This window comes from Paenibacillus contaminans, from assembly GCF_003285015.1.
Taxonomy (GTDB): domain Bacteria; phylum Bacillota; class Bacilli; order Paenibacillales; family NBRC-103111; genus Paenibacillus_V; species Paenibacillus_V contaminans.
Genome location: NZ_QMFB01000007.1, coordinates 120,560 through 143,706, shown reverse-complemented (window position 1 = coordinate 143,706; position 23,147 = coordinate 120,560). Strand labels below are relative to the sequence as shown.

Here is a 23,147-nt window from a genome sequence, read left to right as displayed (position 1 = left end):
AAAAACTTTTGCCGCGATTCGTTTTTTTCTTTCCTAGCTTTTGCGCCAAACATAAACTAAATTAACGGCCAGCACGACTGCGATAATACCCGCCATCCCCCACTTGCCTTGCTCGAATTGGCCGCGAAGCAGGCTGAACAAGTATAAATCTCCCGTATATTTGCCCTTCGTGAACAATTCCAGCACGTAATACAGGAAACCCGTTATATACGCGGCCGCAATGTTCCTGCTGAAGGTTGCCGCCGTTAGCCCGGCAGCGCCCAAGCCCATCGCCGATATCCAAACCCCGCCCGTTATTTCCAGCCAAGGAAATTCGCTTCCCTGCAGCTTTGCCAGCATAACGACCGACATGATCAAAAACCAAAGCAGCGCAGCCGTAAACAGAAGGCGGTATAAAACCGATAACACATGACGGAAACGTCTGGGATATACCGTTTCGTGGATGTAATCCGTATCCTCGACGATCGAAAGATGAGGAAGCAGAATAATCCCCAGCAGCGATAAATACATTTCCCCGACTTGCGCGATCTCGCTATATGTCGAAAACCGGAGGTTAAACACGGTACTGATGACAGCGGTGCATGCAACCGCAACGAGTATAGACACATACCCGATTATTTTGGCGTTATAGTAAACAACCATGAACGTCCGGTTGAACGAGCTACTTAAGCGCTGCACCGGCATTCCCCCGCTTCCTGTCCCAGATCCAGGCGACTAACGCCACGATTCCCAGCGATACGGCAAAATAAAAGATCCGGTTGGTCATAATCTCGTCGCTCCACCTTGCATAGTTCGCATGCCCTCCGAACGTGTTGTACCGGATCACATATTTCGACAAGCCGTACTCGCCTTCCAGAGGCATCATCGAGCTCATCCACAAAACAAATTGCACGGGAATCGCCACGATCGCATATCTCACGATAACGGAAACCAGCATACCTAAAGCGACGGTCGTCATAATCGTGGGAAGCAGCCAAAATAAAGCGTGCTTATAAAAGGCCAAATAATCGATTTGCAAATTTTCGGATGCCGCGATTCCGGAAAAAGCGAATGTCGCATGCGTGGCAAGCGCTAAATACCCCAGCAGCAGCGCCAAGCATAACGCCGTATATTTAGGCAGTATATAGCTGAGCGAAGCGAACTTCCTGCTGTAAATAAGCTCCTGCATATTGCTGCGGCGATCCCTGGCGAGCATAAAGGCGGATAGGAATACAGGGAAAAACCCTGCCGTAATCCCCATATAATCGGCGAACAGCCTCCCCCCTGCGTTCGTCACTTTATCCTTGTCCACCACATCATGATAATCCTGCATCGCTTCTTCATAGGTCATCGGCTTGTGGAGTATGGATGGCCGCATTTTATCGCCGTATACCGTTGAGCCTCCAAGCTTCTTATCCAAATCGCGCACCAGACGCAAGTAGTCGTCATACGTTACGGCAAATTCGATCCGCGTATCATCCATCGCCGTTCGGGAGGGCAAACCTTGCGGGAGCATGGCCTCGCTTACGCTTCGGATCGCGGCTTTTTGTCCCTCGTCCAGTTTAATGAATTTGTTGAAAAACAAAATGCTCTTCATCACTTCGCCCGCGTTATAGTCGCGCTCAAGCTGCCAAGCTATCTCCACCATTTCGTCATACGGATCGGTAATCGGCTTTTGCCCGTAATAGATAGGCTGGCTTTGCGAGCTCTCCGGGGAACGCGGCTTCAAATCGGTTATGGAACGGGGCGGATCGAACTGGGTAACGTAAAACATAATGATAACTGCCAGAAATATATAATAGGTTACATTCGTGAACTGATATTTCAATTCTTTGCGAAGGAGCGGGAAAAACATCCTCATGCGCCTCCCCCCATCAGCTTCATGTACGCATCCTCGATCGAAGGCTCGATTGGTTGCGCGTGCGTGAAAGGCCGTTCATCGCTGAGCAAGCGGATGCGAATTCCTTCGCCTTCCGAAACGGTCGATAGAATCGGATATACGGCGCGCACCTCGTCAAGCTGGCTGCGTCCGATCGTAACCGTCCATACGCGGCCTTGGGCATGATCCAGCAAACCTTTCACCTTTCCCTCGTAAAGCAGCTGTCCGCGTTTAAGCACAGCCAGGCTTTCGCATGTAAATTCGATATCCTCCACTATGTGCGTCGAAAGAATAACGATTCTTCCCTCCGAAAAATCGCGCAGCAAATTACGGAAGCGGATCCGTTCCTCGGGATCGAGTCCCGCTGTCGGCTCATCGACGATCAACACGCGCGGATCGTGAAGAATCGCTTGCGCGATGCCGAGTCTTCGTTTCATGCCGCCCGATAACGCGCGGATTTTCGTTTTACGCTGCGGCGTCAAGTTGACTTTATCCAGCAAAAAATCGATTTTCTCTATGCGCGCTTTGCGATCGCTCATCCCGGACAATATTGCGAGATAATCCATCGCTTCGGCAACCGAAAACGACGGGTAGACGGAAAAATCTTGCGGCAAATAACCGACCATTCCGCGAATTTTCATCTTTTCCTCGATCGGAACGCCGCAGATTTGGACATGTCCGGCACTCTTAGGCAATAATGTGGCCATGATGCGCATCAAGCTTGTTTTGCCTGCGCCATTCGGTCCCAGCAGTCCGAACATCCCTTCGCGAATATGCAAATTAACGGCATCCAGCGCTTTTTTGGCGCCGAACGATTTGGTTAATTGTTGAATAACAATTTCCATTTTTTGAACACCGCCTTCCCATTGATTTTCTTACATATATGCAGCTTTAACTGATCATCGCGCCGGACGAAACATTTTGCCGAGCAGCCCCAATTTCGAGCCTGGCTTCAACCGGGCATGCTCATGCATAGCGGCGGCGCTCATCCATAGGACGGATAATCCGAATACCGCGCCGATCGAGAAATCGGATGCGATAAGGACGAGCACGGTAAGGATCAGCAAGCCCAACAGCATGCCGGCAAATGCCCATGCGGATTGACGGCGTTTTTTCTCGTACTCCCCCACCCTTTCCCGCTCCGCCAGCTCCTTTTCCAAGATAGCCGCCTTTGCGTAAACGCCTTTTAGAAACCGCTGCTCATGTTCGGCGTGCGCTTCCGTCATCGTATGAAGGTTATGGTTCGCTGCCGCTTGCTCTCCCGATCGTGAAGACGAATGCTCCATCGCTTATCCCTCCTGTTCCAAATATCGCTTCATTTTTTGCCGGGCGCGGTAAATGAGGATTTTCATCTGCATAACGTTTTTTCCCATGACGTCGGCCGCTTCCTTATAGGAAAATTGTTCGAGATCGATCAGATGTATCGCCGTTCGGTAATCCTCTTTGAGCATCAAAAGCTTGTCCTGCAGAAACGTCCGCTTCTCCTGCTGCAGGACGGCTTCCTCAGCGGAGCGGGTTGCGACAATTTCGCTTTCCAGCTCCACATGTTTGAAGCGGGCATGTTTACGGGCGTAATCCACGCATTTGTTGCGGATAACGGTATACAGATACGGCTTAAACTTATAGGCCGGATTAAACCGCGCGCGGTGTACGTAAATCTCGGCGAAGGATTCCTGCGCGATATCCTCGGCGATGTAATAATCCTTGACGAATTGCTGCCCGAACGAAATCGCGCTTTGGCGATATTTCAGAACAAGATGTTCGAAGCCCGCGTCGTCGCCTTGCAAAAACAGCTTTATCCATTGCTGTTCTTCGTCCATCTTGTCCCTCCCTTCTTCCTAACTACTTATTATTCGTCCGAAATCGTCAAAAGGTTACACCTTCCCTGCAAATTTTTATTTACGCCAAAAATGAAATACCCGGAACGGCAAACCTCCGATGCAAGGATAAACGGCTTCGCCGTCCTTAAGGACAGACGCGTTTACCGATGAAATATCAGGCTTAAGTAATTGTGAAACATATAAATTCTGGCTGAGCCTTGTATAAAGACAACAAAAAAACGCAGCCTCGACCGATGGTCGATGACTGCGTTTTTCGTTCCGAATAATGCGATGCTGTAAAGGGGATCCTAAGCATTAGTTCGCGATAAATTCTTGTACCCATACGCCGTTGTAATAAGCGACGCCGATTTTCGTAAAGTTAGGGCTCATAATGTTTTGACGGTGCCCGGCGCTGTTCATCCATGCATTCATAACATCCTGCGGCGAACGTTGTCCTTTGGCGATGTTTTCGCCTGCATACGAGTAGTTAATGCCGTAAGATCTCATCATATCGAACGGCGAGCCGTATGTCGGAGAATTATGATCAAAGTAGTTTTTCGTATACATGTCCTTCGCTTTGTCCATGGCCATTGCTGCCAAAGCGCTATCGCTCGCGAGCGGCTTCAGTCCTGATTTGGCGCGCTCTTGATTGACTAGATCGACAACTTGGCTAGCGTAAGCGGATTGCGAAGCGTTCGTGCCGGAGCCCGCTTGCGAGCCTCCTGCGTTGCCTGCATTGCCGCCTGTTTGCGATCCTGTACCTGCGCCGCTGCCGGCCGATCCCGATCCGGCGTTTCCGCCCGTGCTCGGTTTACCTGTGTTGTCCGGCGCCTTAACGCCCAGCTTTGCAATAAGGTCGTTCAGGTTCATGTTGCCGTACTGCTGATTTCCTTGAAGCAATTTTGACAAATCGATGCCGTATTGCTGGCCTGCATTAGGCTGAGAAATGATATCCGTAATATTGCATGGAGCTGCGGAAGCCGCTCCGGCACCGACGATCGGACCCAATACGAGAATACCTGTCATAGCGACTTTCTTGAAGCGTTGCATCATGATATAATGTTCTCCTTTTCCCGGCCTGCGAGGTTAGCTGACGGATTCGGGTCAAAGAGTAAACACCCGGCCACATAATCGTGGCTTCACCCCGGTAACGATAGGGTTCCCCCGCGCTTCTGCGAAGCTTCGGCCTACTGTTTTTTTTGTCTTCGAAAGCCTGCCTAACGGCGACTCCCTCTGACTCGAACAATTGTAGCACGGGATCTAGGCGATATCATGACGCAAAGTCTTCCAATTCGGCATTTTCAGTTTGCTTACAGATGAAATAACGAGAGTACGAGACCGACCAGAAACCCGCAGAGCGCGCCGTTGACGCGGATCCATTGCAGATCGCCGCCGATTTTTTGTTCCAGCATTTGGACTAGCGTTTGATCGTCCAGCTTATCGAGATTGTCTCTGACAAGCACGCCGATACGGAAATGATTTTTCTCGACAAGATCGACCAAAAATACGCGCAAGCCGGTTTCCCACTGCTCAGTCAGCTCGGGCATCGTTTTCATTTTATTGACGCCAAAACGAAACGCTTGAATGACGAAGCGCCCGCCTTTCCGTTCGTCTTCGGCCAGCTTGGCAATGATCGCTTCGCGAATGTCCTGCAGACGGTCCAAGATGAACGCTTCGGTTTGTGCGCTCCCCGCTTTCGTTTCAAGCCACCCTTTAAGCTTGGATATGACGGCTTCGTCATTCGCCAAGCGCTCCGCCTGATTGTTCAATTCAAACAGAAGCTGGTTTCGATACGGATTGTCCGGATGCCGGAGCTCGCGCAAGCCCGATATGAGCATGCCTTGAATCATGCCGCCAAGCTTTTCCTCATTCATAAATCCGATGAATGCTTGCACGGCAAAGCCCATCAACCCGCCTACCTGCAGTTCGTTAAGCTTCCCGTATGCAATTTTGCCGAGCATAATCTCCGTTTCTCTTTTGGCAGCCCAATCCCGGCCCAGCTCCAACGCTTTATCAAGCGCTTTTTCATCCCACCCTTCGCGGGTTGCGGTATGAAGGACGGACTGGACGATCGGCTGAATGTCCTTGTTTTCAAAGTAACGGATAAGATAAGCATGGATTACGGGCGCCAAACGTTCCAATGGAAGCTGGTTAAGCGCCGTTTGCAGGAAAGACAGTGTTTTTTTGCGAACGTTTTTTTTCAGAACAAGCTTTGCTAGAGCCGAAGATATGATTTGGAACAGATTCATTTTGCTCAGCTTTTGCGTGATGCTCTCTTTGTTCAAAAGCTCGTTTTCCATAGCGGAAATAAGCGAGTTGACGATTTTCCCCCGATTCTTGAGCAGCAAAGAAGTATGCGGGATTGGAATGCCAAGCGGATGTCGAAACAAAGCGGTAACGGCGAACCAATCCGCGATCCCGCCGACCAGTCCGGCCTCGAAGCCGCCTTGCAGTAAGGTCGTATATAGACTATCGGGTAAAAATAACGTTGCGATAAAGCCGATTCCCATAAAAGCCAATGAAAATCCGGCAATGTTTCTCGTATTCATCAATATCCTCCGATCGTTCACGGATAAGCATGCACGTTATGTAGAACGTTCCTTATTAACGTATACATGTAGTATCCCTCAAAAGCTTTGCCTTACACGGTTATCTTCCGTCCGCCGGATTTTTCGCTAGCTCCGCGGGCGCGTACGATTAGTCGGGATGGCCGCAGTCGGATCGTCGGGCCAATAATGTTTGGGATAGCGGCCCTTCAAATCTTTTTTGACTTCAAAATACGCCTCTCTCCAGAAGCTGGCCAAATCGCGCGTAACCTGGACGGGGCGATGCGCCGGTGAAAGAAGATGCACGGTCAACGGCACGCGTCCGCGGCCGATGGCGGGCGTTTCGCTTAATCCGAACATCTCCTGCAGTCTTACGGCCAAAACAGGGGCGCCCGGATCCCCATAATCGATCGGTATACGCGAGCCGCTTGGGACGACGATGTGCGTAGGCACTAGCTCTTCGAGCTCGCGGCGTTTACTCCACGGCAGAAGCGCTTCCAGCAGATCAGCGACATGCAGCCGTTTCAGATCTTCGCCGTTTCGCAGTCCGTACAAATGCGGAAGCAGCCAGTCCTCAAGTTCATCAGCGAGGTGCGTGTCGGATACGTCCGGCCAATTCCCCGGCTCCAGCTTGTGCATAAACATCATTCGCTGCTGAAGCTGCCGGGCCGCCTTCGTCCAGGACAGCATGCCGATCCCTTCCGTTCTGATGCCGTTCAACAGCGCTAACGCAACTTCTTCCTGGCTCGGATTGGGATATGCCGCCTCCGACAATACGATGGCCCCAATCGATTTCCGTACGCGCGCCCGAACCGTTCTCGATTGACGATCCCAGAAAATAAGCTTCGTCTCGTCAATTTGATCGCCGGCATAACGCATCAGCTCATCGGCTTGAATCGGTGCAGCCAAATAAATACGGCTATCCGCGCCGAAATCCGATAGCTCTGCGGCAACGACATAAGGCTCTGACGATAACGGCTGCGCGTCCGCAAAAACCGCACCTCTGCCGCTTCGCAGTAAGAACCGCCCATTTTCCTTCCGGCCGGCTATTCTGTCCGGGAAAGCATAAGCCAGAAGAAAACCGCATGCTTCCGGGTCTCCGCCCTTCTCGCCGGCAATACCGAATTGACGCTTCAACTGCTCCGCTTCGGCTGCCGCTCTTCTGCAAACGGACATATCGACCCGGTGACCTTCCTTATAATGAGGCTCCGTCCACTTCGTTCGGATCGCTTCGCGCAGCGCTTCAACGCGCAGGCGCAAATCGGCGGCAGGGGCTTGCTGGGATTGAGCGTTCAGCATATCCCGTTCGTTCAACAGCGCCGCCAGCTCGCATGCCAATCCGCCAAGCTTGAGCGGAATGGCTTGCAAAATCATATGGGCCAGCCGGGGATGCGTGCCGATTGCAGCCATCCTTCGGCCATGCTGCGTTATCGTTCCGTTTTCCTGCAAAGCGCCGAGCTGGCGAAGCAGTTGGCGCGCCTGCGCATATGCGGCAGCCGGCGGCGGGTCGAGCCACTGCAGCTCCATTGGATCTGCCGCTCCCCACGCGGCCAGCTCAAGCACAAGCGGAGCCAAATCCGCTTCGATGATTTCCGGAACGCTGCGAAATGCAAGCTTGCCCTCATCGCGTTCCGTCCACAAACGGTAGCAGACGCCTGGCATTTGCCGGCCTGCGCGGCCTCTTCGCTGATCAGCGGACGCAATCGAAACCGGAACGGTTTCAAGACGGGTCATGCCGGTTTTCGGGGAAAACTTAGGGACACGGCTGTACCCGCTATCGATCACGATGCGGACGCCGTCGACCGTCAAGCTCGTTTCCGCAATCGATGTGGAGAGCACGATTTTGCGCTGTCCCTCCCGACATGGCGCAATCGCCAAATCTTGTGCCGCCTGCGGTAAATTACCGTAAAGCGGCATAACGCTTACGTCCTTACCTAGGGAATGTTCTGCAAGCTGCGCCTCAACGCGTCGAATTTCTCCCGTCCCCGGCAAAAAAACGAGCATATCCCCTTGCTCGCTGCGCTGCGCCTCCAAAACGGCCCGAACGACAGCCGGCTCGAGACGCCCCTCAACGCTTCGGTTCAAATAACGCGTTTCAACGGGGTATGATTTTCCTTCGCTGAGAACTATCGGCGCGTCACCCAGTATACCCGCTACCGGCTCCGCATCGAGCGTAGCCGACATGACAAGCAGCTTCAAATCTTCCCTGAATACGGCTTGGCTCTGCAAGCATAGCGATAACCCAAGATCCGCCTGCAAACTGCGTTCATGGAATTCGTCGAATATGACAACCGCCGTACCGTCCAGCGACATATCCTCTTGCAGCAGTCTCGTCAACACGCCTTCCGTTACGACTTCAATACGGGTCCGGCTGCTGATGCGTGTATCCATTCTCACACGGTAACCCACGGTCTCCCCGACCTCTTCACCCAGAGAGCTCGCCATAAAGCGGGCAGCCGACCGGGCAGCAAGACGCCGCGGCTCCAGCATGACGATTTTGCGGCCTAACGTCCAAGGCTCGTCCAACAGCGCGAGCGGCACCCTCGTCGTTTTGCCGGCGCCCGGCGGGGCGATGAGCACCGCGTTCGAGCGCGTCCGCATCGTATGTAATAATTCCGGCAAAACCGGTTCAATCGGCAGTTGACGCATGACTCTCTCCTTGACTAACTTTCATTCGATTACCATCATACTCTAAGGGAAAAGTGTTGTCATCCCCGTGATCATTCGGGTCATGGCTCGCGCTCGAACCAAGCGTTTACGCCTTCCATGTTCGAGCCTCCGGCATTACCCGTAAACTGGGAACCGTAAACGAAACAACCATTCCGTTGCACGCAAAAGGCCCGCCTCCTTATCGCTTATCAAGGCGGCGGACCTAATAACGATTTTATCCGGCGATAACTAGCCGATTACGGTAAGCTCCTTCGGAAACGAGGTGAGCACTTCGACGCCGGATGCGGTCACGAGCACGTCGTCTTCAATCCTGACCCCGCCGAGTCCTGCCACATAGATGCCGGGCTCGATCGTAAATACGGAGCCTTCCTGCAGCTTCTCGCGGTTCGCACCGTGAACGGAAGGATATTCGTGCACGTCCAAGCCGAGTCCGTGGCCGAGACGATGCATGAACTGAGGACCGTAACCGGCCGTTTCTATATGCTCCCTTGCCGCCCGATCGATATCGGCATAGGCGACGCCGGGTTTAACCGCTTCGATCGCCTTCAAATTAGCGTGAAGCACCGTATTGTAAATGCGCTTCAGCTCTTCGCCAATATCGCCCACGGCGAACGTCCGTGTAATATCGGAAGCGTAGCCGTCCGCATAAACGCCGATATCAAAAAGCAGAAGCTCGCCGTTCCGCACTTCGCGAGTATCCGGTTTGCCGTGCGGAAGAGCGGATTTATCGCCTGCAAGCACCATCGTATCGAAGGACGGCCCGTCCGATCCCAGCTTTTTCATCTGATACTCCAGCTCAGCGACGAGCTCGATTTCCTTGACGCCGGGTTTGACATGCTTCAGCCCTTCTCTCAGCACATCTTCGATAATTCGCACCGCATTTCTCATCCTGACGATTTCTTCGGACGATTTAATCAGACGCATAACGCGCAAAGGCTCGTCGATATCGACGTACTGCTCGGCTCCGGCAGCGGCGGACAGCGCTTCGAAACGGCTGACCGTCATATGTGTCTTCTCGATACCGAAACGGCTGATCTTCGTCGGTAATATCGATTTGAGAATGGCGTAAGGATCTTGCGTATCGGTATGCGTCACGATTTCCCGGACACCTTTGGCAACTCGAGCCGCTTCTTCGTCAAGCGCCGGCACGACCAGCACCGGCTCCTTCGTTTGCGATAACACAAGGCCGAGAAACCGCTCATGCGGGTCGGTCGCCAATCCGGTCAAATAATAGACATGCTTGGGCTGCGTTATCAATATTGCGTCCAGTTCATGCTGTTCCATGTAAACTTGCAGTCTATCCAATCTAGTCGTCATATCGTTTCCTTCTTTCCTGGCATACCGGGCTGCATATTATAAGGATTTAGCTAAAATAGCGTTGATTTGTTCGCGTTTGTCAAGCAGCCATCCGGCATCGCTCGGATACTCGCTGAACGTAAGCGGCTGTTCAAGTCCTTCTTCGATTAGGCCGATGACCGCATCGCGTCCGATCCTGCTTTCGAGAAGCTCGAGTGCGCGCAAATCCTGCAGCGCTTCGTAGAACACTTCCATCCGAAGCGATTCGATCGGACCTTCTTCGCCAGGATAAACGAGGAACGCATCACCGGAAGGAAACCCTTGGCCGGCGTCCGTAACGCGGAACGGATCGATTTCTTTCTTCGAATACTGCGAATACCAGAAATTGTATCCCCAATGCAGAAATCCTGCGATCCGGAATTTATAGAGCTGAAGTCCTAGCACGCGGTTCCGAACCGACGGGAAAGCGAAGAAACGGTTTGCCACCTGTTTATATTGGGCGCAGCAATAATAAGTCCACAAGTTCGGAACGTCGTTCTCGAGGAACGGTTCGATATGATTGTTGGCCGGAATCGGATTTTTGACTAGCCCCTTCTCATAGAAGTCATAATCCGACAGGGCATCGATGACCGGGAACGATTCCAAATGGGTCTTGATCGTTTCATACGCGCTTCTGTAGGATTCCAGATGCTTCATGCTTGGCTCGTCGGACACATGGAAATAGCTGCGGTCGCGAAGACCGTTGCCGTCGATAAACGACACAAGCTCGGGCAAGAACTGGTGAAGAAACGATTTATACGCTTCGCCGTGCGCATCCGTCTCCCAACCGAAAATGCGCTTATATTCTCCGTGCTCGCTCGCCATAATTTTGGGTGCGTGTCCCGCGCCCCATTGCGTAAACAGATGCGAAAATTCGAAATACCGGATTCCGGCCGCATCCGCCATCCCGATCCATCGCTTCAGCTTGTCGAAACCGAATCGGTAAGTATCGCCGTCTTTCTCCACATCGACGAGCTGAACCGTCGGCCGCTCGCCGCCCACCGCCGTATCGAGAGGCGGCGTAAAGAGAGGCGTCAACAGCATATTCATCCCGTGCTTCGCTGCGGTTTGCACGAATTGCCCGACGCGGAACCAGTGCTTGTCGCTGAACACCTCGTCGCCGTAATAGTTCGCGATGCAGTCCGTATGGAACCACTCCGTATGGATCAGGCGCTGCTCAGGGAGCGAGATCGGCACGACGTCCAGCTCGAACTTTTCCGATCCGAGAACCGTACCGTCCTCTATCGCAAAACATATTTCAATGGTTTGAATGCCTGCAGCCGTCTCCGGATTTACTTCGACGGAAACCCATACCGAACGCCATTGATTCGGCAGCGCATTAACGCCGTCGGGGCCGATTGGGTACAAAGGATCAGGAAATAATCCGGGCGTTTCGCGAAGCAAATCCCCGTCATGTCCGTCATACATCGGAAACTCCGAAGGAGCCAGACCGACTTCTCTGACAACAATCGCTTCCTCAATTTCGGATATAGCTTTAACTTGTATATTTTTATAGATAGCGTTCGACCGATAAGCAACCTGGAACGCATAAGTTTCATTGTGCAGAACGGTAGCGCGCCGGAACGGCTTTTCGTTCAGTTCGGCATCGGCAAACACCTTTACTAGGGAATGCAGACTTCTCGTTTCAAAAACTTTTTCTCTGGATGAGTTCACCATAACCGCACGCTCTCCTTCACGCATTCAATAAATAGTTTATGTGATTAATAATTAAAGAAATTAAGAATAAGTGGTTTCGCCATCCTAGATATACATGCTGAGATTTTAAAAAATAAGATCCTTCTCCCGCATCGTCAATCGTCTAGCCGGAATGTCGACTACGATCTTCCCTTGGGACAGCCCCCATATTCTCGTGGCAAAACGCTCCGCCAATTCGATTTGATGAAGACTGCATACGACCGTTACTTGCTGCTTCTGACAGACGTGCTTCAAATCTTGCATGACTTGAATGGCGGATTCCGGCTCCAGTCCGGATACCGGCTCGTCCGCTACGATCATTTTGGCGCCCTTGACTAGCGCCTTGGCAATCGCAACGCGCTGCTGCTCGCCATGGCTCAGTTTGGAAACGCGTTCATGCGCTTTGTCGAGCATGCCCACCTTCTCAAGCAAATCCATAGCCAGCATATGCTCGTCCATCGCAGGCTTCCCGATTATTTTACGCCATAATGGCGTCTCGAAAAATCTTCCGGAAAGTACGTTTTTAAGCGCCGATTTATTCGGATTCAGCTGCGGCTTCTCGTGCAAATACGCCCATTCCGTGCGAAGCTTGAGGCGCTGCAGAAGATTCATTGCCGTAACGTCTTCCCCATTGTATATAAGCTGGCCTTTAGTCCATTTCTCTTGCATGGTCAAGCAGCGAAGTATCGTGCTCTTGCCGCTGCCGCTTACGCCGAGCAGCGCCACGAAATCGCCGTCGTCAATTTGCAGGCTGATCTGCTTCAGCACTTCTTGCCCCGACTCGTACTGCTTCGTCAAATTGCGAATCGAAATCACGCGCTAATCCCCTTTGCTTCCGGTTAAAAATCCAGTTCGATTAAGGCATTTTCATTATAGCCTATTCCTTCTCGTTAAGCCAAGGAAATCGATCCTTTGCAGCGGATAGCCGGACTCTCAGAGGAGCGGGAAGTAAGCAAAGCGCATCCTCCGCCATCGGTCTAACCGAAAAAAGGGCCGCCGTTAAGCGAACCCTCCGTTCATTTGGTGAAAATATGATTTCCGATCTGTTTGATTTGCGGTCTGGACCATATCCAAGCGGATGTCGCCGTCTTTGGATTGAAGTAATAAAGCGCCGAGCCTGAAGGATCCCAGCCGTTTACGGCATCTCTGGCGGCATTTCGCGCCGTTTGGTTAGGGGTGAGCCAAAACTGCCCGTCAGCCACCGCAGTAAACGCGCCGGGCTGAAAAATGACGCCCGAAATCGTATTCGGGAACAGCGGACTTCGCACCCTGTTCAAAATAACGGCGGCCACGGCAACTTGTCCGACGTACGGCTCTCCCCGCGCTTCGCTGTAAATCGCCTGCGCCAGCAGCTGCATGTCTTGGGCGCTGTACGCGCCGGTCCCGGAAGTGCCTCCGCTCCAATTTTTTGTGGCGCGCACGAGCATATCCTTCGTTTTGGCCCCTGCTATGCCATCCACCGCCATGCCGAATTTCCATTGAAAATTGCGGACCGACTGATACGTTTGCCACCCGAAAATGCCGTCGATATTGCCGTTGTAATAGCCTAAATACTTGAGCCGCCCTTGCAGCTCGTATACGTCCCCTCCGCTTGCCCCGTATTTAAGCGTGGCGCCTCCGAAGGAAAATGTTTTTGTCGGGAGCAGCAAACAGGCTGCGAGTACGAGAATCGCCATAAACGGTACAAACCGCATAAGCTTTCCGCGCATACCGTCACCTCCATGCCCTTAATATGGAAATATAGGTTAGGAATTATTCACGCACAGTTAGTTTACATAATAATTATTATGTAACTTATAATGTGAAAGGACTGAAGAACACATTACTTCGATTCAACTGTCCTAAAAAACAACCCGCGTTCCAAGCGAAAACACCCGAGCCCTTCATGAAACGTATTACTCGGCATCCGGATCCGTCCCCTTCGTTTCCTTGCCAAATACCAAGACAGCAAGCGCCCCGACAACGTTCGTTATAAAAAACATCATAAACACCGCCGTAACGGACACCCCTTTTGCTATCAGCAGTCCGACTATAAACGGGCCGAGCACGCCGCCGATCCGTCCGAAGGAAGAAGCTAATCCGACGCCGGTGGAGCGAATGGCCGTAGGATATAACTCCGGCGTATAAGCGTACATCCCGCCCCATGCCCCCAGATTGAAGAACGATAAACATATGCCGGCCGCAATAAGCGCGCCTTCCGTCTCCGCGTTTCCAAACCAGATTGCGCTGGCAGCCGTCAGAAGCAGGTATACGACAAGCACGAATTTTCTGCCCGCTTTCTCGATCAAATATGCTGCCGTAAAATAGCCGGGAAGCTGCGCAAGCGTGATAATCAGCACATATTGAAAGCTTTTGACAAGACTGAAGCCTTTCATCATCATGACCGAGGGCAGCCAAAGAAACATGCCGTAATAGGAAAACACCACTGTAAACCACATGATCCAAAGCGTGACGGTCGACAGCCGGTATTTCGCCGACCATACGGTTGTAATCCGCTCGACGAACGTTAACCTAGTGTTTTGCAGCGTCGTGAACCTGGGCGAATCCTCTATTGCCGTTCTCAAGTAAATGGCGTACAACGCCGGCACGGCTCCGATCATAAAAGCCGTTCTCCAGCCGTATTCGGGAATGACGAAGTATGCGATAAGCGCCGATAAAATCCAGCCCCCCGCCCAAAAGCTTTCGAGCAGCACGACTACGCGTCCCCTGTCTTTGATCGGAACCGATTCGGAAACGAGCGTCGATGCAACCGGGAGCTCGCCTCCGAGTCCGAAGCCTGCGGCGAACCGAAGCACACAAAGAACAAAGAAGCTCGAAGCGAAGGCCGACAATCCGCTGGCCGCCGAGAAGAGCAGCAGCGTCCAGAGCAGAACCGACCGCCGTCCGTAACGGTCCGCCATCGTGCCGGCAACCGCCGCTCCTGCCGCCATGCCGACCGAATTGATCGCAGTGATGAGACCGATTTGTTGAGCGCCCAAGTTCCAATCTACCGCCAATGCGGCGACGATAAACGAGATCATGCCCACATCCATGGCGTCGAATAACCAGCTTAAACCTGCGCTTATCAACAGCTTGCGATTTTTCGGTTCATAAACCCGTGCGGCATTTTCCATATAGCGGACTCCATTCTTAAGCATGCAAGATTTGAGGATAATATTTGCAAAATGGTTCATCTTTATGTTTGGGTGCATTTCGTTTGCGTCATCGGGTTCATAAATTGCAAAAAATGCTTCGTCAAGAATTGACGAAGCATTCGGGTATTAGTTTACATAATATTTATTATGTTACCTTGTTTGCGGCTTGTGCTTGGCTTGCCCTTCGACGAGCTCCGGTTTGACCGGCGAAGCGGCGCCGTCGGTTTCGTTCGACTCGACGAATCTTTGAAGCGCAAACAGTTTATTTTCCCAAAACCGCTCGTAATAGGATAACCAGCGCTTCAATTCGAGCAGCGGCTCGGGCTCGAGACGATATCTCGTCTCTCTGCCCGCTTTGCGCTCCTTCACAAGCCCGGCATCCGCCAATACGCGAAGATGCTTGGACACAGCCGTTCTGCTCATCGTAAAATGTCCGCTGATCGCGGTAACCGGCATTTCCTCATGCGACAGCAAATTCAGCAGCTTGCGGCGAGTCGGATCGGCAATGGCTTGGAAAACGTCATGTTTCGGATCCGGAACAGCCATATCAGCCCTCTACATAAGCGCCTAGCTTCTTGACAATGCCTACCCAGCCGCCGGCCATGGTCTCGCGCACAACCGAATGCGGTTGACCGAATTCGGTAACCTTGTCCGGATCCCAGCCTCCATGAGTTAAGGTAAACGCCGTTTTTCCGTCCTGCTCGACTAACTCGAACGTAACCGTCCACTCCGCCCCCCAGCGAAAAGAAAGCCGGTTCGGCGGATCGAGCTCCGTCACTTTGCAGGGCGACATGCCGAAAGGACCGGCGTTTATTTGAAACTCGTAGCCTTCGATCGGCTGAAAATCATTCGGCATAAACCATGCCGCAATCCCTTCCGACGTTGAGACGGCATCCCAAACCTTTTGAATCGAGGCGTTCATCACCAAGGTTTGACGTATTTCCGGAAGCGTTTGATTCGTATTGTCGTTCATTTCTAAAATCCTCCTATAACTTTAAGAATTCGTGTTCCAATTGAAGTCAAAACCAACCTAGGTTGCTGCACTGACGACAAGCCGGTAATAGGTTATTTTTACTCCGCTTCGGCCAAACGATACTGTTTCATACCGTCAAGCAACCTTCGTTACGAAACCTTTTGGTTTCGCTTTTTAAATAATATGACACCAATAGGTTTCGTGTCAAGCCGAGAATAATCGTCCGAAACATCAATAATCGGGAGGTCCTATATATGCTAGAAGCTCCGTTTGCACGTACGGGAGGTGTATATAAAAAAAGATTGCCGCCGCATCAGAGATGCTAGCAGACAATCTTTAAAGGCATCCCACAAAATAGTTTATGGCATTAACAGTCGCCGCGAAGCCGAATCGCATGTTCCCTAGCGACCGCTGCACAAACAATAACCATCCGGCGCGCTGCCAACTTTCGTTTCACTCGCCGATCAGCCTGGCTTTCGTGTCCGTCTCCATGCCAACGAGCCGTTTCTCGAAGGTAGCGCGCCAGCTGGCGGATAGCGCAGTTACCGCCAATATCCGGCGCACTCCGTCCATATTTTCCTTATCGTGATGCATGATCCGGTTCGCAAACTCGACTGAAATGCCTCCGCCGTCCGCAGCGAGTCTCGTTAGCCGGCTTTCTTTGGAAACATATCCCTCTTCCAGCACACGAAAATAATATCCGGTATATCCCGTGTTTTGCACCTTGACCGGCATGTCCGGCACGCCGTATTTCACGGCAAGTTTGAAGCACGGCTGCCTTGGCTGGCTGATTTGCACGACCGCTTCTCCAAGCAGGAACGTATCCCCGATATGTACGGTCGGCTCCGTCAATCCGGTCACCGTCAAATTTTCCCCGAATGCGCCGAGTCCCATTTCCCGCTGCAATTCCCGCTCCCAATACGGATAGTGCTCGATGCAGTATACACAAACCGCTTTGTCCGGGCCGCCATGGTGCTTCAGATCGGCTTGTCCGTCCCCATCAAAATTGGTCGCGGATAAAAACAACCGTTCGGCCGTTGACGTTTTATTGATTCCGGTGCTCACGGTCTTGCCGTTGTACGCTATATACGCCGGCTTGCCGACGTTCAAAGAAATGATTTTGGGCTTCATGATAATCCCCCTTCAAACTACGTTCCCTATCAAGTTGCTGAATGGATATCATTATACAGCCGGCTGTCGCTTCATGCCACCATTTTGCGTCTATGGATTGCCTAATAACCGCTTCCCTTCCCTCAGCATGTTCGCGATGCTTCCTCGGTCGTCCGCTCGCCCCGGTATACCGCAATAAGCTCGATATCGATAACCCGAAACACAAAAAGCCCCGGCTGCCCGGAGCGGATAAAACAGCATGTCATTCGAGAGCCGCTTCCACGATCTCGGCGATATCCATCGTGCGGACGCGATCGTCCGCTTCGAGCGTTTTCGTCCCGTCGCTCATCATCGTCAAACAGTACGGGCAAGCCGTGCCGATGATCGTCGGCTTGACGGCGAGCGCCTGCTCCGTTCGAGAGACATTGACCCGCGTGCCTTCGCTTTCTTCCATCCACATCCGGCCGCCGCCTGCACCGCAGCACATGCTGTTGCGGCCCGTTCTCTCCATCTCGGCCAAGTCGATACCCGGCACGGCGGACAAAATATCGCGAGGCGCATCGTAAATGCCGTTATAGCGGCCAAGATAACACGAATCATGGTATGTTACCCGTTCCGCCAGCTTCATTGTCGGTCGTATGCGCCCCTCCTTCAGCCAGCTCGCGATCAGCTCGCTGTGATGATACACTTCGACATCCGGCCCGAGCCCGAAATCCGGATATTCGTTTTTGAACGTATTGTAGGCATGAGGATCGATCGTTACGATTTTTCGCACCTTGTATTTGTTAAAAATTCCGATATTCGTGCGCGCTAGCTCCTGATACAGAAACTCGTTGCCAAGCCTTCTGGCGGTATCTCCCGAATTCGTCTCCTCATTGTCGAGAACCGCAAAGGAAATGCCGGCTCGGTTCATGATTCTGATGAACGCGCGCGTAATTTTCTGACAGCGCTTGTCGTATGCTCCCATCGATCCGATATAAAACAAGTACTCGAACGGCTTCCCGTCCTGAATCGACGGAGCCGGATCGCCCCCCCCTAGACCGTCTTTCCAGCGCGCCCGATCTTGTCTGCTCAGCCCCCAAGGATTGCCCTGCCTCTCGATATTCATGAGCGCTCGCCCCGCTTCGGCAGGCAAGCTGCCTTCCGTCAACACCAAATAACGCCGCATGTCGACGATAAAGCTGACATGCTCGTTCGCGACCGGACATTGGTCTTCGCAATTGCGGCAGGTCGTACAAGCCCATAATTCCTGATCCGTCACCGTTTCGCCGAGCAGCTCGAGCGTAAACTCGGTATCGTTCGTTTTATCCCCGTCCATTGCCGAAGCTTCTGCAGCCACGCGATTGGCCACGTTGCCCGAGAACGCAAAAGCGGGCATCCATGGCGTACGGGATGTAATCGCCGCTCCTTTATTCGTCAAATGATCGCGCATATGAATGATCAAATGCATGGGAGACAGCATTTTCCCCGTACCCGACGCCGGACACGACGAGGTGCAGCGGCCGCACTCCACGCAAGCGTACAAATCCGTAAGCTGGTTGCGCGTAAATTGCTCGATCTTGCTTACGCCGAACGTCTCCGCATCGTCATCTTCCAAATTCACCGGTTCGAGCCGGCCATGAGGGCTGACGCTGCGAATGAACAAATTGACGGGTGCAAACAAAATATGCGCGTGCTTCGATTGAGGGACGTATACGAGGAATGCAAGCAGAATGAGCAGATGCGCCCACCATCCCGAATAAAACATAACGCCGTTCGCCGTTTCGCCGAATGTCTCGAATTGCGAGGCGATGAACGACGAAACGAACGGATAGCCTGACGGCGCCTCTCCAAGCCAAACGCGTTTGGCAGCCAGAGTGAAAAGAATACTGAGCATGAGCCCCCCGATGAACAGCAGTACGATCGCGGGTCCCCACCCCTTCTTTAAGCGCGGCAGCTTTTCCGCGTATCTGCGGAATGCGGCATACAGGACTGCGGCGAGCACAAGCAGAACGACGATTTCCTGACTAAGCGTGAAAGCCGGATAAACGCCGCCCAGCGGCAAATGCCAGTCCGTATTTATACCCTGCACGATCAAATCGATAGCGCCGAGCTGAAGCACGATAAAGCCGTAAAAGATAACAAGATGCATGACCCCGCTCCGCCAATCCTGCAGCAGCGTGCCGTGCCCGAACATCTGAGCAGCCGTATGCTTCAGCCTTTTTTTCCATGACGTCTTTATCTCATCCGTTCCGGGTCTGCCCAATCGTATAAATAAATAACGGCTGTATACGACGTGCGCGAACAAGAAAATGGCATAACCCGTCACCAATACAGCCGCCGCCAAATGTATCGCCATAAACGTTCCGCTCCCTCTGTCTTCCGCCGCCGGAGCCGATTGCGCATAGAGAGCAGCCAATGAATTCGCCATTGCGGAAACAAAGTAAAGCTTCATTGTCGCACCGCCTTCCCGATGTCGGTGTATCCGTTAGCGCCTGACTCCGCAACCAAAATTTAAGTAACGCGAAACGAACCGGTTCCGATCGAGCCGAGGCGGCCGTCGGCATCCATAATCCGGCCTTGCGCCGTGATGCCTTTGCGGGTCGAATGAACGATCTCTGCCGTGACGGTCGCAAGTCCCGTTCGTATCGGGGATACGAAATGAACATTCAAGACCGCAGTAACGACTTTTTCCTGCGGACGAGATGCCATGGCAGCGAGTCCCATCGCATTATCGAGCAGCGATGAGTGGACGCCCCCGTGCAAGATACCGATTAAGTTCAAGTGATGAGGCTGAACGTCCAGCGTAATGACGACTTGACGGCCGTCCCATTCGACAAGCTTGCAGCCCAAATAGGTCCAGAACGTCCCGTTTGCGGAACGCTCCAATGCCTCCCACTCGTCGTCAGACATCGGTTTCCCGGTATTCATGATGCATGACTCCTTTCATGCGAGGCATTTGGTTCGTCCTAGTCCGCCAATCGTCATGTCACATATTTGCCTGCGGCAATATGGACGGATGCGATGCTGCGCTTCAGCGATATCAGGTTGACCTGCTTGAAGCGGGTCATCTTTTTGAGCACGGACAGCTCCGTCTGCAGCTTATCACCGTCGCTCATGGCGACGATCGCCGTACGCGCAGCCGCTTCGATTCGCCCGAACGACTCGTGAACGAACACTTGCGCCATCATGGCTTTCAAGCCGCCTTTGACCGCACCGTCGCGTTCGCTGACTTTAACGGCACGAAGCAACGAAGATTCCACCGCATAGATTTCCATAATCATATTGGCCAGCGCTTCCAGCACCTCTTGCTCCGCTTCAAGCTCCGTACCGAACTTGCTGACAGCCATCCCCCCAGCCATCAAAAACATTTTTTTCGCCGCGGCGAGCATTTCCGTTTCCTGCGCAAGCAAACCGTCCTCCGATACGACCGGCACATAAGCGATAAGCTCCTGCTGCAGCCGTTCAGCCGCCTGAAACAGCGGCAGCTCGCCTTTCATCGCCTTGCGAAGCAGCGTCGCCGGGATGAGAAGCCGGTTGATCTCGTTCGTCCCTTCAAAGATCCGGTTTATTCTCGAGTCGCGATAAATTCGCTCGATCATATATTCTTGAATGTAACCGTATCCCCCATGTATTTGTACGCCTTCGTCGGCAGCGAAGTCGAGGCATTCCGTCGCAAAAACCTTGTTCAGCGAGCATTCCATCGCATACTCTTCTACGGCCTTCGCCACAAGACGGCTGTAATCCGCCGCATTTTTGTCCAGAGGCTTCATCGCCGTGTCAATCAAACCCGCGGTCCGGTACACCATGCTTTCCACAGCATAAGAACGCACGGCGACATCCGCCAGCTTTTTCTGAATAAGCGGAAACCCGACCAGCGGCTTGCCGAACTGCTTCCGCTGCTTGCCGTATTGAATGGCCAGCTCCAGCGCCCATTTGGCCGAGCCCGCACAGCCGGCGGCAAGCTTTAAGCGTCCGATGTTTAATATGTTAAAAGCGATAACATGCCCGCGGCCGATTTCGCCAAGCACGTTTTCGACGGGCACATGCACATCCTCGAGCAGAAGCGGCCGCGTCGAGGAGCCCTTGATCCCCATTTTTTTCTCTTCCGGCCCAGTCGAAACGCCCGAATAACCTCTTTCCACAATAAATGCCGTAAACTTCGCCCCGTCGATTTTGGCGTAAACGATGAACAGTCCCGCAAAACCGGCGTTCGTAATGAACTGCTTGGCGCCGTTCAGCACGTAATGCGTACCTTCCGGATTGAGCTTCGCAGTCGTCCTCGCATTTAACGAATCGGAGCCGGATGCAGGTTCGGTTAAGCAATATGCGGAAATCGTTTCACCGGATACTAGCTTCGGCAAATACCGCATCTTCTGGTCTTCGTTGCCGAATAAAGCGATAGGTAAGCTGCCTATGCCTACGTGGGCACCGAAGCTGAGCGCAAACGAGCTTGCGCGGACAAGCTTTTCGGTAATAAGGGTCGAGCTGATTTTATCAAGATCGGTTCCGCCGTAAACCTCAGGTATGTCTGCGCCCAGCAGGCCTAACGCTCCCATCTGCCGCAGCAGCTTGACCGTCAGTTCAAAATCCTGTTTTTCAAGCTGTTCATCATGCGGAAGAACTTCCCCTTCGACAAACTGCTCCGTCAGCTCGGCGATCATCAGCTGCTCCTCCATAAAGTCCTCCGGCGTGAATACGGATGCCGCATCCGTTGCTTCGAGCAGAAAGCTCCCTCCACGGACATGGGGATTTACCGCCATCGAAATCCCTCCTCCTTCAGCGTCTCCCGCCCTACTTGCCGGCGGTGAAATCAATTCACGCCTCAATCCTTTTTACACGAATTCAAATACGGCAGCGGCACCCATCCCCCCTCCGATACACATGCTGACTACGCCGAATCGGCTTTTGCGTCTTCGCCCCTCGTGCAGCAGCGTCGCCGTCAGCTTCGCGCCCGTACACCCGAGCGGATGGCCAAGCGCGATGGCGCCGCCATTCACGTTGACACGCTCTTCATCGATCCCCAGTTGACGGATAATCGGCAAGCACTGCGCCGCGAAAGCCTCGTTGATTTCGAACAGGTCGACGTCAGCAATCGTAATGCCCGCTTGCTTCAGCGCCTTCGGAATCGCGGAGATCGGTCCGATCCCCATAACGTCAGGCGCTACTCCGGTAACGCCAAACGAGCGAAACGCCGCTAACGGCCGCAAGCCAAGCTCATCCGCCTTCTCTCTGGACATGACGATGGCTGCGGCGGCTCCGTCGCTCATCTGCGAAGCGTTCCCCGCCGTAACCGACCCCTGCGGATGGAACGACGGCTTAAGCTTCGCAAGCGCCGCCGTATTCGTATCCGAGCGGACACCTTCGTCCGTATCGAATTTTACGCTTCGAACATGCAGCTTGCCGTCATCGCCGAGCGTGCGTTCCTCCAGCATGTAGGCAACCGTTTCGTCCCGGAATCGGCCGGCTGCTATGGCGGCGGCCGCTTTCCGATGACTGCTTTCTGCAAACCGGTCCTGGTCCGCCCGAGAAACGCTGTACCTTTTGGCTACTTGCTCGGCGGTATGCCCCATCGCCATGTACAGCTCCGGGCGGTAATCGACCAAATACGGATTCGGCAGCGGTCTGGCGCCCGCCATCGGAATCAAGCTCATGCTCTCCGCTCCGCCCGCCGCAATCGTGTCGGCTGCGCCGCTTTGAATTTGCTGCGCCGCATATGCGATCGCCTGCAAGCCGGAGGCGCAAAAACGGTTGACCGTCAGACCGGGGACGCTGTCCGGCAGTCCGGCCCTCATCGCAACAATCCGGCCGATATTCAAGCCTTGCTCGCCCTCCGGCATTGCGCAGCCGATTATGACGTCGTCGATATCGGAGTCGGTTACGCCCCGCGTCCGGGATATCGCTTCGCGTACGACGTGCCCGCCCAAATCGTCCGGACGAACGTTGCGCAGCGCCCCCTTGAACGCCTTGCCGACAGGCGTGCGAACCGCCGTAACGATAACGGCTTCCTTCATCGGCTCATCCTCC

Annotated in this window: 21 protein-coding genes and 1 riboswitch; all 21 genes read right to left on the bottom strand. The window is 53.2% G+C overall.

From position 1 onward, the window contains the following. Window positions 1-33: 33 nt before the first annotated feature. The 21 genes from DQG23_RS14170 to DQG23_RS14075 all read right to left on the bottom strand — a co-directional run bounded on the left by DQG23_RS14170 (window position 34) and on the right by DQG23_RS14075 (window position 23,134). Window positions 34-678: a hypothetical protein gene (locus DQG23_RS14170; RefSeq protein WP_146762308.1), complete on the bottom strand. Its 645-nt coding sequence runs from the start codon at window positions 676-678 to the stop codon at window positions 34-36. Further along, on the bottom strand, window positions 662-1,840 hold the full coding sequence (locus DQG23_RS14165; RefSeq protein ID WP_146762307.1) for a hypothetical protein: 1,179 nt from the start codon (window positions 1,838-1,840) through the stop codon (window positions 662-664). The genes DQG23_RS14170 and DQG23_RS14165 overlap by 17 nt, the downstream gene beginning before the upstream one ends. After that, window positions 1,837-2,703, bottom strand: coding sequence for an ABC transporter ATP-binding protein (locus DQG23_RS14160; RefSeq protein WP_113031512.1), 867 nt, complete (start codon window positions 2,701-2,703; stop codon window positions 1,837-1,839). Before DQG23_RS14160 ends, DQG23_RS14165 begins: the two co-directional genes overlap by 4 nt. Window positions 2,704-2,757: 54 nt before the next feature. Further along, window positions 2,758-3,144: a hypothetical protein gene (locus DQG23_RS14155; protein WP_113031511.1), complete on the bottom strand. Its 387-nt coding sequence runs from the start codon at window positions 3,142-3,144 to the stop codon at window positions 2,758-2,760. 3 nt (window positions 3,145-3,147) lie between these two features. Then, window positions 3,148-3,678, bottom strand: a complete 531-nt coding sequence (locus tag DQG23_RS14150; RefSeq protein ID WP_113031510.1) for an RNA polymerase sigma factor — start codon at window positions 3,676-3,678, stop codon at window positions 3,148-3,150. A 315-nt stretch (window positions 3,679-3,993) separates the two neighbouring features. Further along, a complete protein-coding gene (locus tag DQG23_RS43430) occupies window positions 3,994-4,728 on the bottom strand; it encodes a CAP domain-containing protein (RefSeq protein ID WP_192894593.1) in 735 nt (244 codons plus the stop codon). A 10-nt stretch (window positions 4,729-4,738) separates the two neighbouring features. Next, window positions 4,739-4,876: riboswitch (cyclic di-AMP (ydaO/yuaA leader) on the bottom strand. A 112-nt stretch (window positions 4,877-4,988) separates the two neighbouring features. Continuing rightward, window positions 4,989-6,227: a DUF445 domain-containing protein gene (locus tag DQG23_RS14140; RefSeq protein WP_113031509.1), complete on the bottom strand. Its 1,239-nt coding sequence runs from the start codon at window positions 6,225-6,227 to the stop codon at window positions 4,989-4,991. Between the two features lie 126 nt (window positions 6,228-6,353). Next, on the bottom strand, window positions 6,354-8,873 hold the full coding sequence (hrpB, locus tag DQG23_RS14135) for an ATP-dependent helicase HrpB (protein ID WP_113031508.1): 2,520 nt from the start codon (window positions 8,871-8,873) through the stop codon (window positions 6,354-6,356). 249 nt (window positions 8,874-9,122) lie between these two features. Beyond that, entirely contained in the window at window positions 9,123-10,211 is a 1,089-nt protein-coding gene (locus tag DQG23_RS14130) for a M24 family metallopeptidase (protein ID WP_113031507.1), read from the bottom strand. A 36-nt stretch (window positions 10,212-10,247) separates the two neighbouring features. Next, window positions 10,248-11,906 (bottom strand): DUF4091 domain-containing protein, encoded by a 1,659-nt coding sequence (locus DQG23_RS14125; protein ID WP_113031506.1) that lies wholly within the window; start codon window positions 11,904-11,906, stop codon window positions 10,248-10,250. Window positions 11,907-12,011: 105 nt separating this feature from the next. Further along, window positions 12,012-12,740 (bottom strand): phosphonate ABC transporter ATP-binding protein, encoded by a 729-nt coding sequence (locus DQG23_RS14120; RefSeq protein WP_113031505.1) that lies wholly within the window; start codon window positions 12,738-12,740, stop codon window positions 12,012-12,014. A 200-nt stretch (window positions 12,741-12,940) separates the two neighbouring features. After that, entirely contained in the window at window positions 12,941-13,633 is a 693-nt protein-coding gene (gene sleB, locus DQG23_RS14115) for a spore cortex-lytic enzyme (protein WP_113031504.1), read from the bottom strand. A gap of 186 nt (window positions 13,634-13,819) precedes the next feature. Continuing rightward, a complete protein-coding gene (locus DQG23_RS14110) occupies window positions 13,820-15,037 on the bottom strand; it encodes an MFS transporter (protein ID WP_113031503.1) in 1,218 nt (405 codons plus the stop codon). Between the two features lie 171 nt (window positions 15,038-15,208). Next, window positions 15,209-15,604: an ArsR/SmtB family transcription factor gene (locus DQG23_RS14105; RefSeq protein WP_113031502.1), complete on the bottom strand. Its 396-nt coding sequence runs from the start codon at window positions 15,602-15,604 to the stop codon at window positions 15,209-15,211. A gap of 1 nt (window position 15,605) precedes the next feature. Then, window positions 15,606-16,031: an SRPBCC family protein gene (locus tag DQG23_RS14100; RefSeq protein ID WP_113031501.1), complete on the bottom strand. Its 426-nt coding sequence runs from the start codon at window positions 16,029-16,031 to the stop codon at window positions 15,606-15,608. 453 nt (window positions 16,032-16,484) lie between these two features. Next, a complete protein-coding gene (locus DQG23_RS14095; RefSeq protein WP_113031500.1) occupies window positions 16,485-17,162 on the bottom strand; it encodes an MOSC domain-containing protein in 678 nt (225 codons plus the stop codon). 122 nt (window positions 17,163-17,284) lie between these two features. Beyond that, entirely contained in the window at window positions 17,285-17,407 is a 123-nt protein-coding gene (locus tag DQG23_RS43425; RefSeq protein WP_272949046.1) for a hypothetical protein, read from the bottom strand. Beyond that, window positions 17,404-19,479: a (Fe-S)-binding protein gene (locus DQG23_RS14090; protein WP_113031665.1), complete on the bottom strand. Its 2,076-nt coding sequence runs from the start codon at window positions 19,477-19,479 to the stop codon at window positions 17,404-17,406. Before DQG23_RS14090 ends, DQG23_RS43425 begins: the two co-directional genes overlap by 4 nt. 155 nt (window positions 19,480-19,634) lie before the next feature. Beyond that, window positions 19,635-20,051: a PaaI family thioesterase gene (locus DQG23_RS14085; RefSeq protein WP_113031499.1), complete on the bottom strand. Its 417-nt coding sequence runs from the start codon at window positions 20,049-20,051 to the stop codon at window positions 19,635-19,637. Window positions 20,052-20,104: 53 nt separating this feature from the next. After that, a complete protein-coding gene (locus DQG23_RS14080; protein ID WP_113031498.1) occupies window positions 20,105-21,883 on the bottom strand; it encodes an acyl-CoA dehydrogenase family protein in 1,779 nt (592 codons plus the stop codon). Window positions 21,884-21,955: 72 nt separating this feature from the next. Beyond that, on the bottom strand, window positions 21,956-23,134 hold the full coding sequence (locus tag DQG23_RS14075) for an acetyl-CoA C-acyltransferase (protein WP_113031497.1): 1,179 nt from the start codon (window positions 23,132-23,134) through the stop codon (window positions 21,956-21,958). Window positions 23,135-23,147 lie beyond the last annotated feature (13 nt).

Bases quoted from the DNA above. Each gene is read 5' to 3' on its own strand.
- DQG23_RS14165 (WP_146762307.1), bottom strand. From the start codon at position 1,840: ATGAGGATGTTTTTCCCGCTCCTTCGCAAAGAATTGAAATATCAGTTC.
- DQG23_RS14160 (WP_113031512.1), bottom strand. From the start codon at position 2,703: ATGGAAATTGTTATTCAACAATTAACCAAATCGTTCGGCGCCAAAAAA.
- DQG23_RS14155 (WP_113031511.1), bottom strand. From the start codon at position 3,144: ATGGAGCATTCGTCTTCACGATCGGGAGAGCAAGCGGCAGCGAACCAT.
- DQG23_RS14150 (WP_113031510.1), bottom strand. From the start codon at position 3,678: ATGGACGAAGAACAGCAATGGATAAAGCTGTTTTTGCAAGGCGACGAC.
- DQG23_RS43430 (WP_192894593.1), bottom strand. From the start codon at position 4,728: ATGCAACGCTTCAAGAAAGTCGCTATGACAGGTATTCTCGTATTGGGT.
- DQG23_RS14140 (WP_113031509.1), bottom strand. From the start codon at position 6,227: ATGAATACGAGAAACATTGCCGGATTTTCATTGGCTTTTATGGGAATC.
- hrpB (WP_113031508.1), bottom strand. From the start codon at position 8,873: ATGCGTCAACTGCCGATTGAACCGGTTTTGCCGGAATTATTACATACG.
- DQG23_RS14130 (WP_113031507.1), bottom strand. From the start codon at position 10,211: ATGACGACTAGATTGGATAGACTGCAAGTTTACATGGAACAGCATGAA.
- DQG23_RS14125 (WP_113031506.1), bottom strand. From the start codon at position 11,906: ATGGTGAACTCATCCAGAGAAAAAGTTTTTGAAACGAGAAGTCTGCAT.
- sleB (WP_113031504.1), bottom strand. From the start codon at position 13,633: ATGCGCGGAAAGCTTATGCGGTTTGTACCGTTTATGGCGATTCTCGTA.
- DQG23_RS14110 (WP_113031503.1), bottom strand. From the start codon at position 15,037: ATGGAAAATGCCGCACGGGTTTATGAACCGAAAAATCGCAAGCTGTTG.
- DQG23_RS14105 (WP_113031502.1), bottom strand. From the start codon at position 15,604: ATGGCTGTTCCGGATCCGAAACATGACGTTTTCCAAGCCATTGCCGAT.
- DQG23_RS14100 (WP_113031501.1), bottom strand. From the start codon at position 16,031: ATGAACGACAATACGAATCAAACGCTTCCGGAAATACGTCAAACCTTG.
- DQG23_RS14095 (WP_113031500.1), bottom strand. From the start codon at position 17,162: ATGAAGCCCAAAATCATTTCTTTGAACGTCGGCAAGCCGGCGTATATA.
- DQG23_RS43425 (WP_272949046.1), bottom strand. From the start codon at position 17,407: ATGACATGCTGTTTTATCCGCTCCGGGCAGCCGGGGCTTTTTGTGTTT.
- DQG23_RS14090 (WP_113031665.1), bottom strand. From the start codon at position 19,479: ATGGCGATACATTTGGCGGCGGCTGTATTGGTGACGGGTTATGCCATT.
- DQG23_RS14085 (WP_113031499.1), bottom strand. From the start codon at position 20,051: ATGAATACCGGGAAACCGATGTCTGACGACGAGTGGGAGGCATTGGAG.
- DQG23_RS14080 (WP_113031498.1), bottom strand. From the start codon at position 21,883: ATGGCGGTAAATCCCCATGTCCGTGGAGGGAGCTTTCTGCTCGAAGCA.
- DQG23_RS14075 (WP_113031497.1), bottom strand. From the start codon at position 23,134: ATGAAGGAAGCCGTTATCGTTACGGCGGTTCGCACGCCTGTCGGCAAG.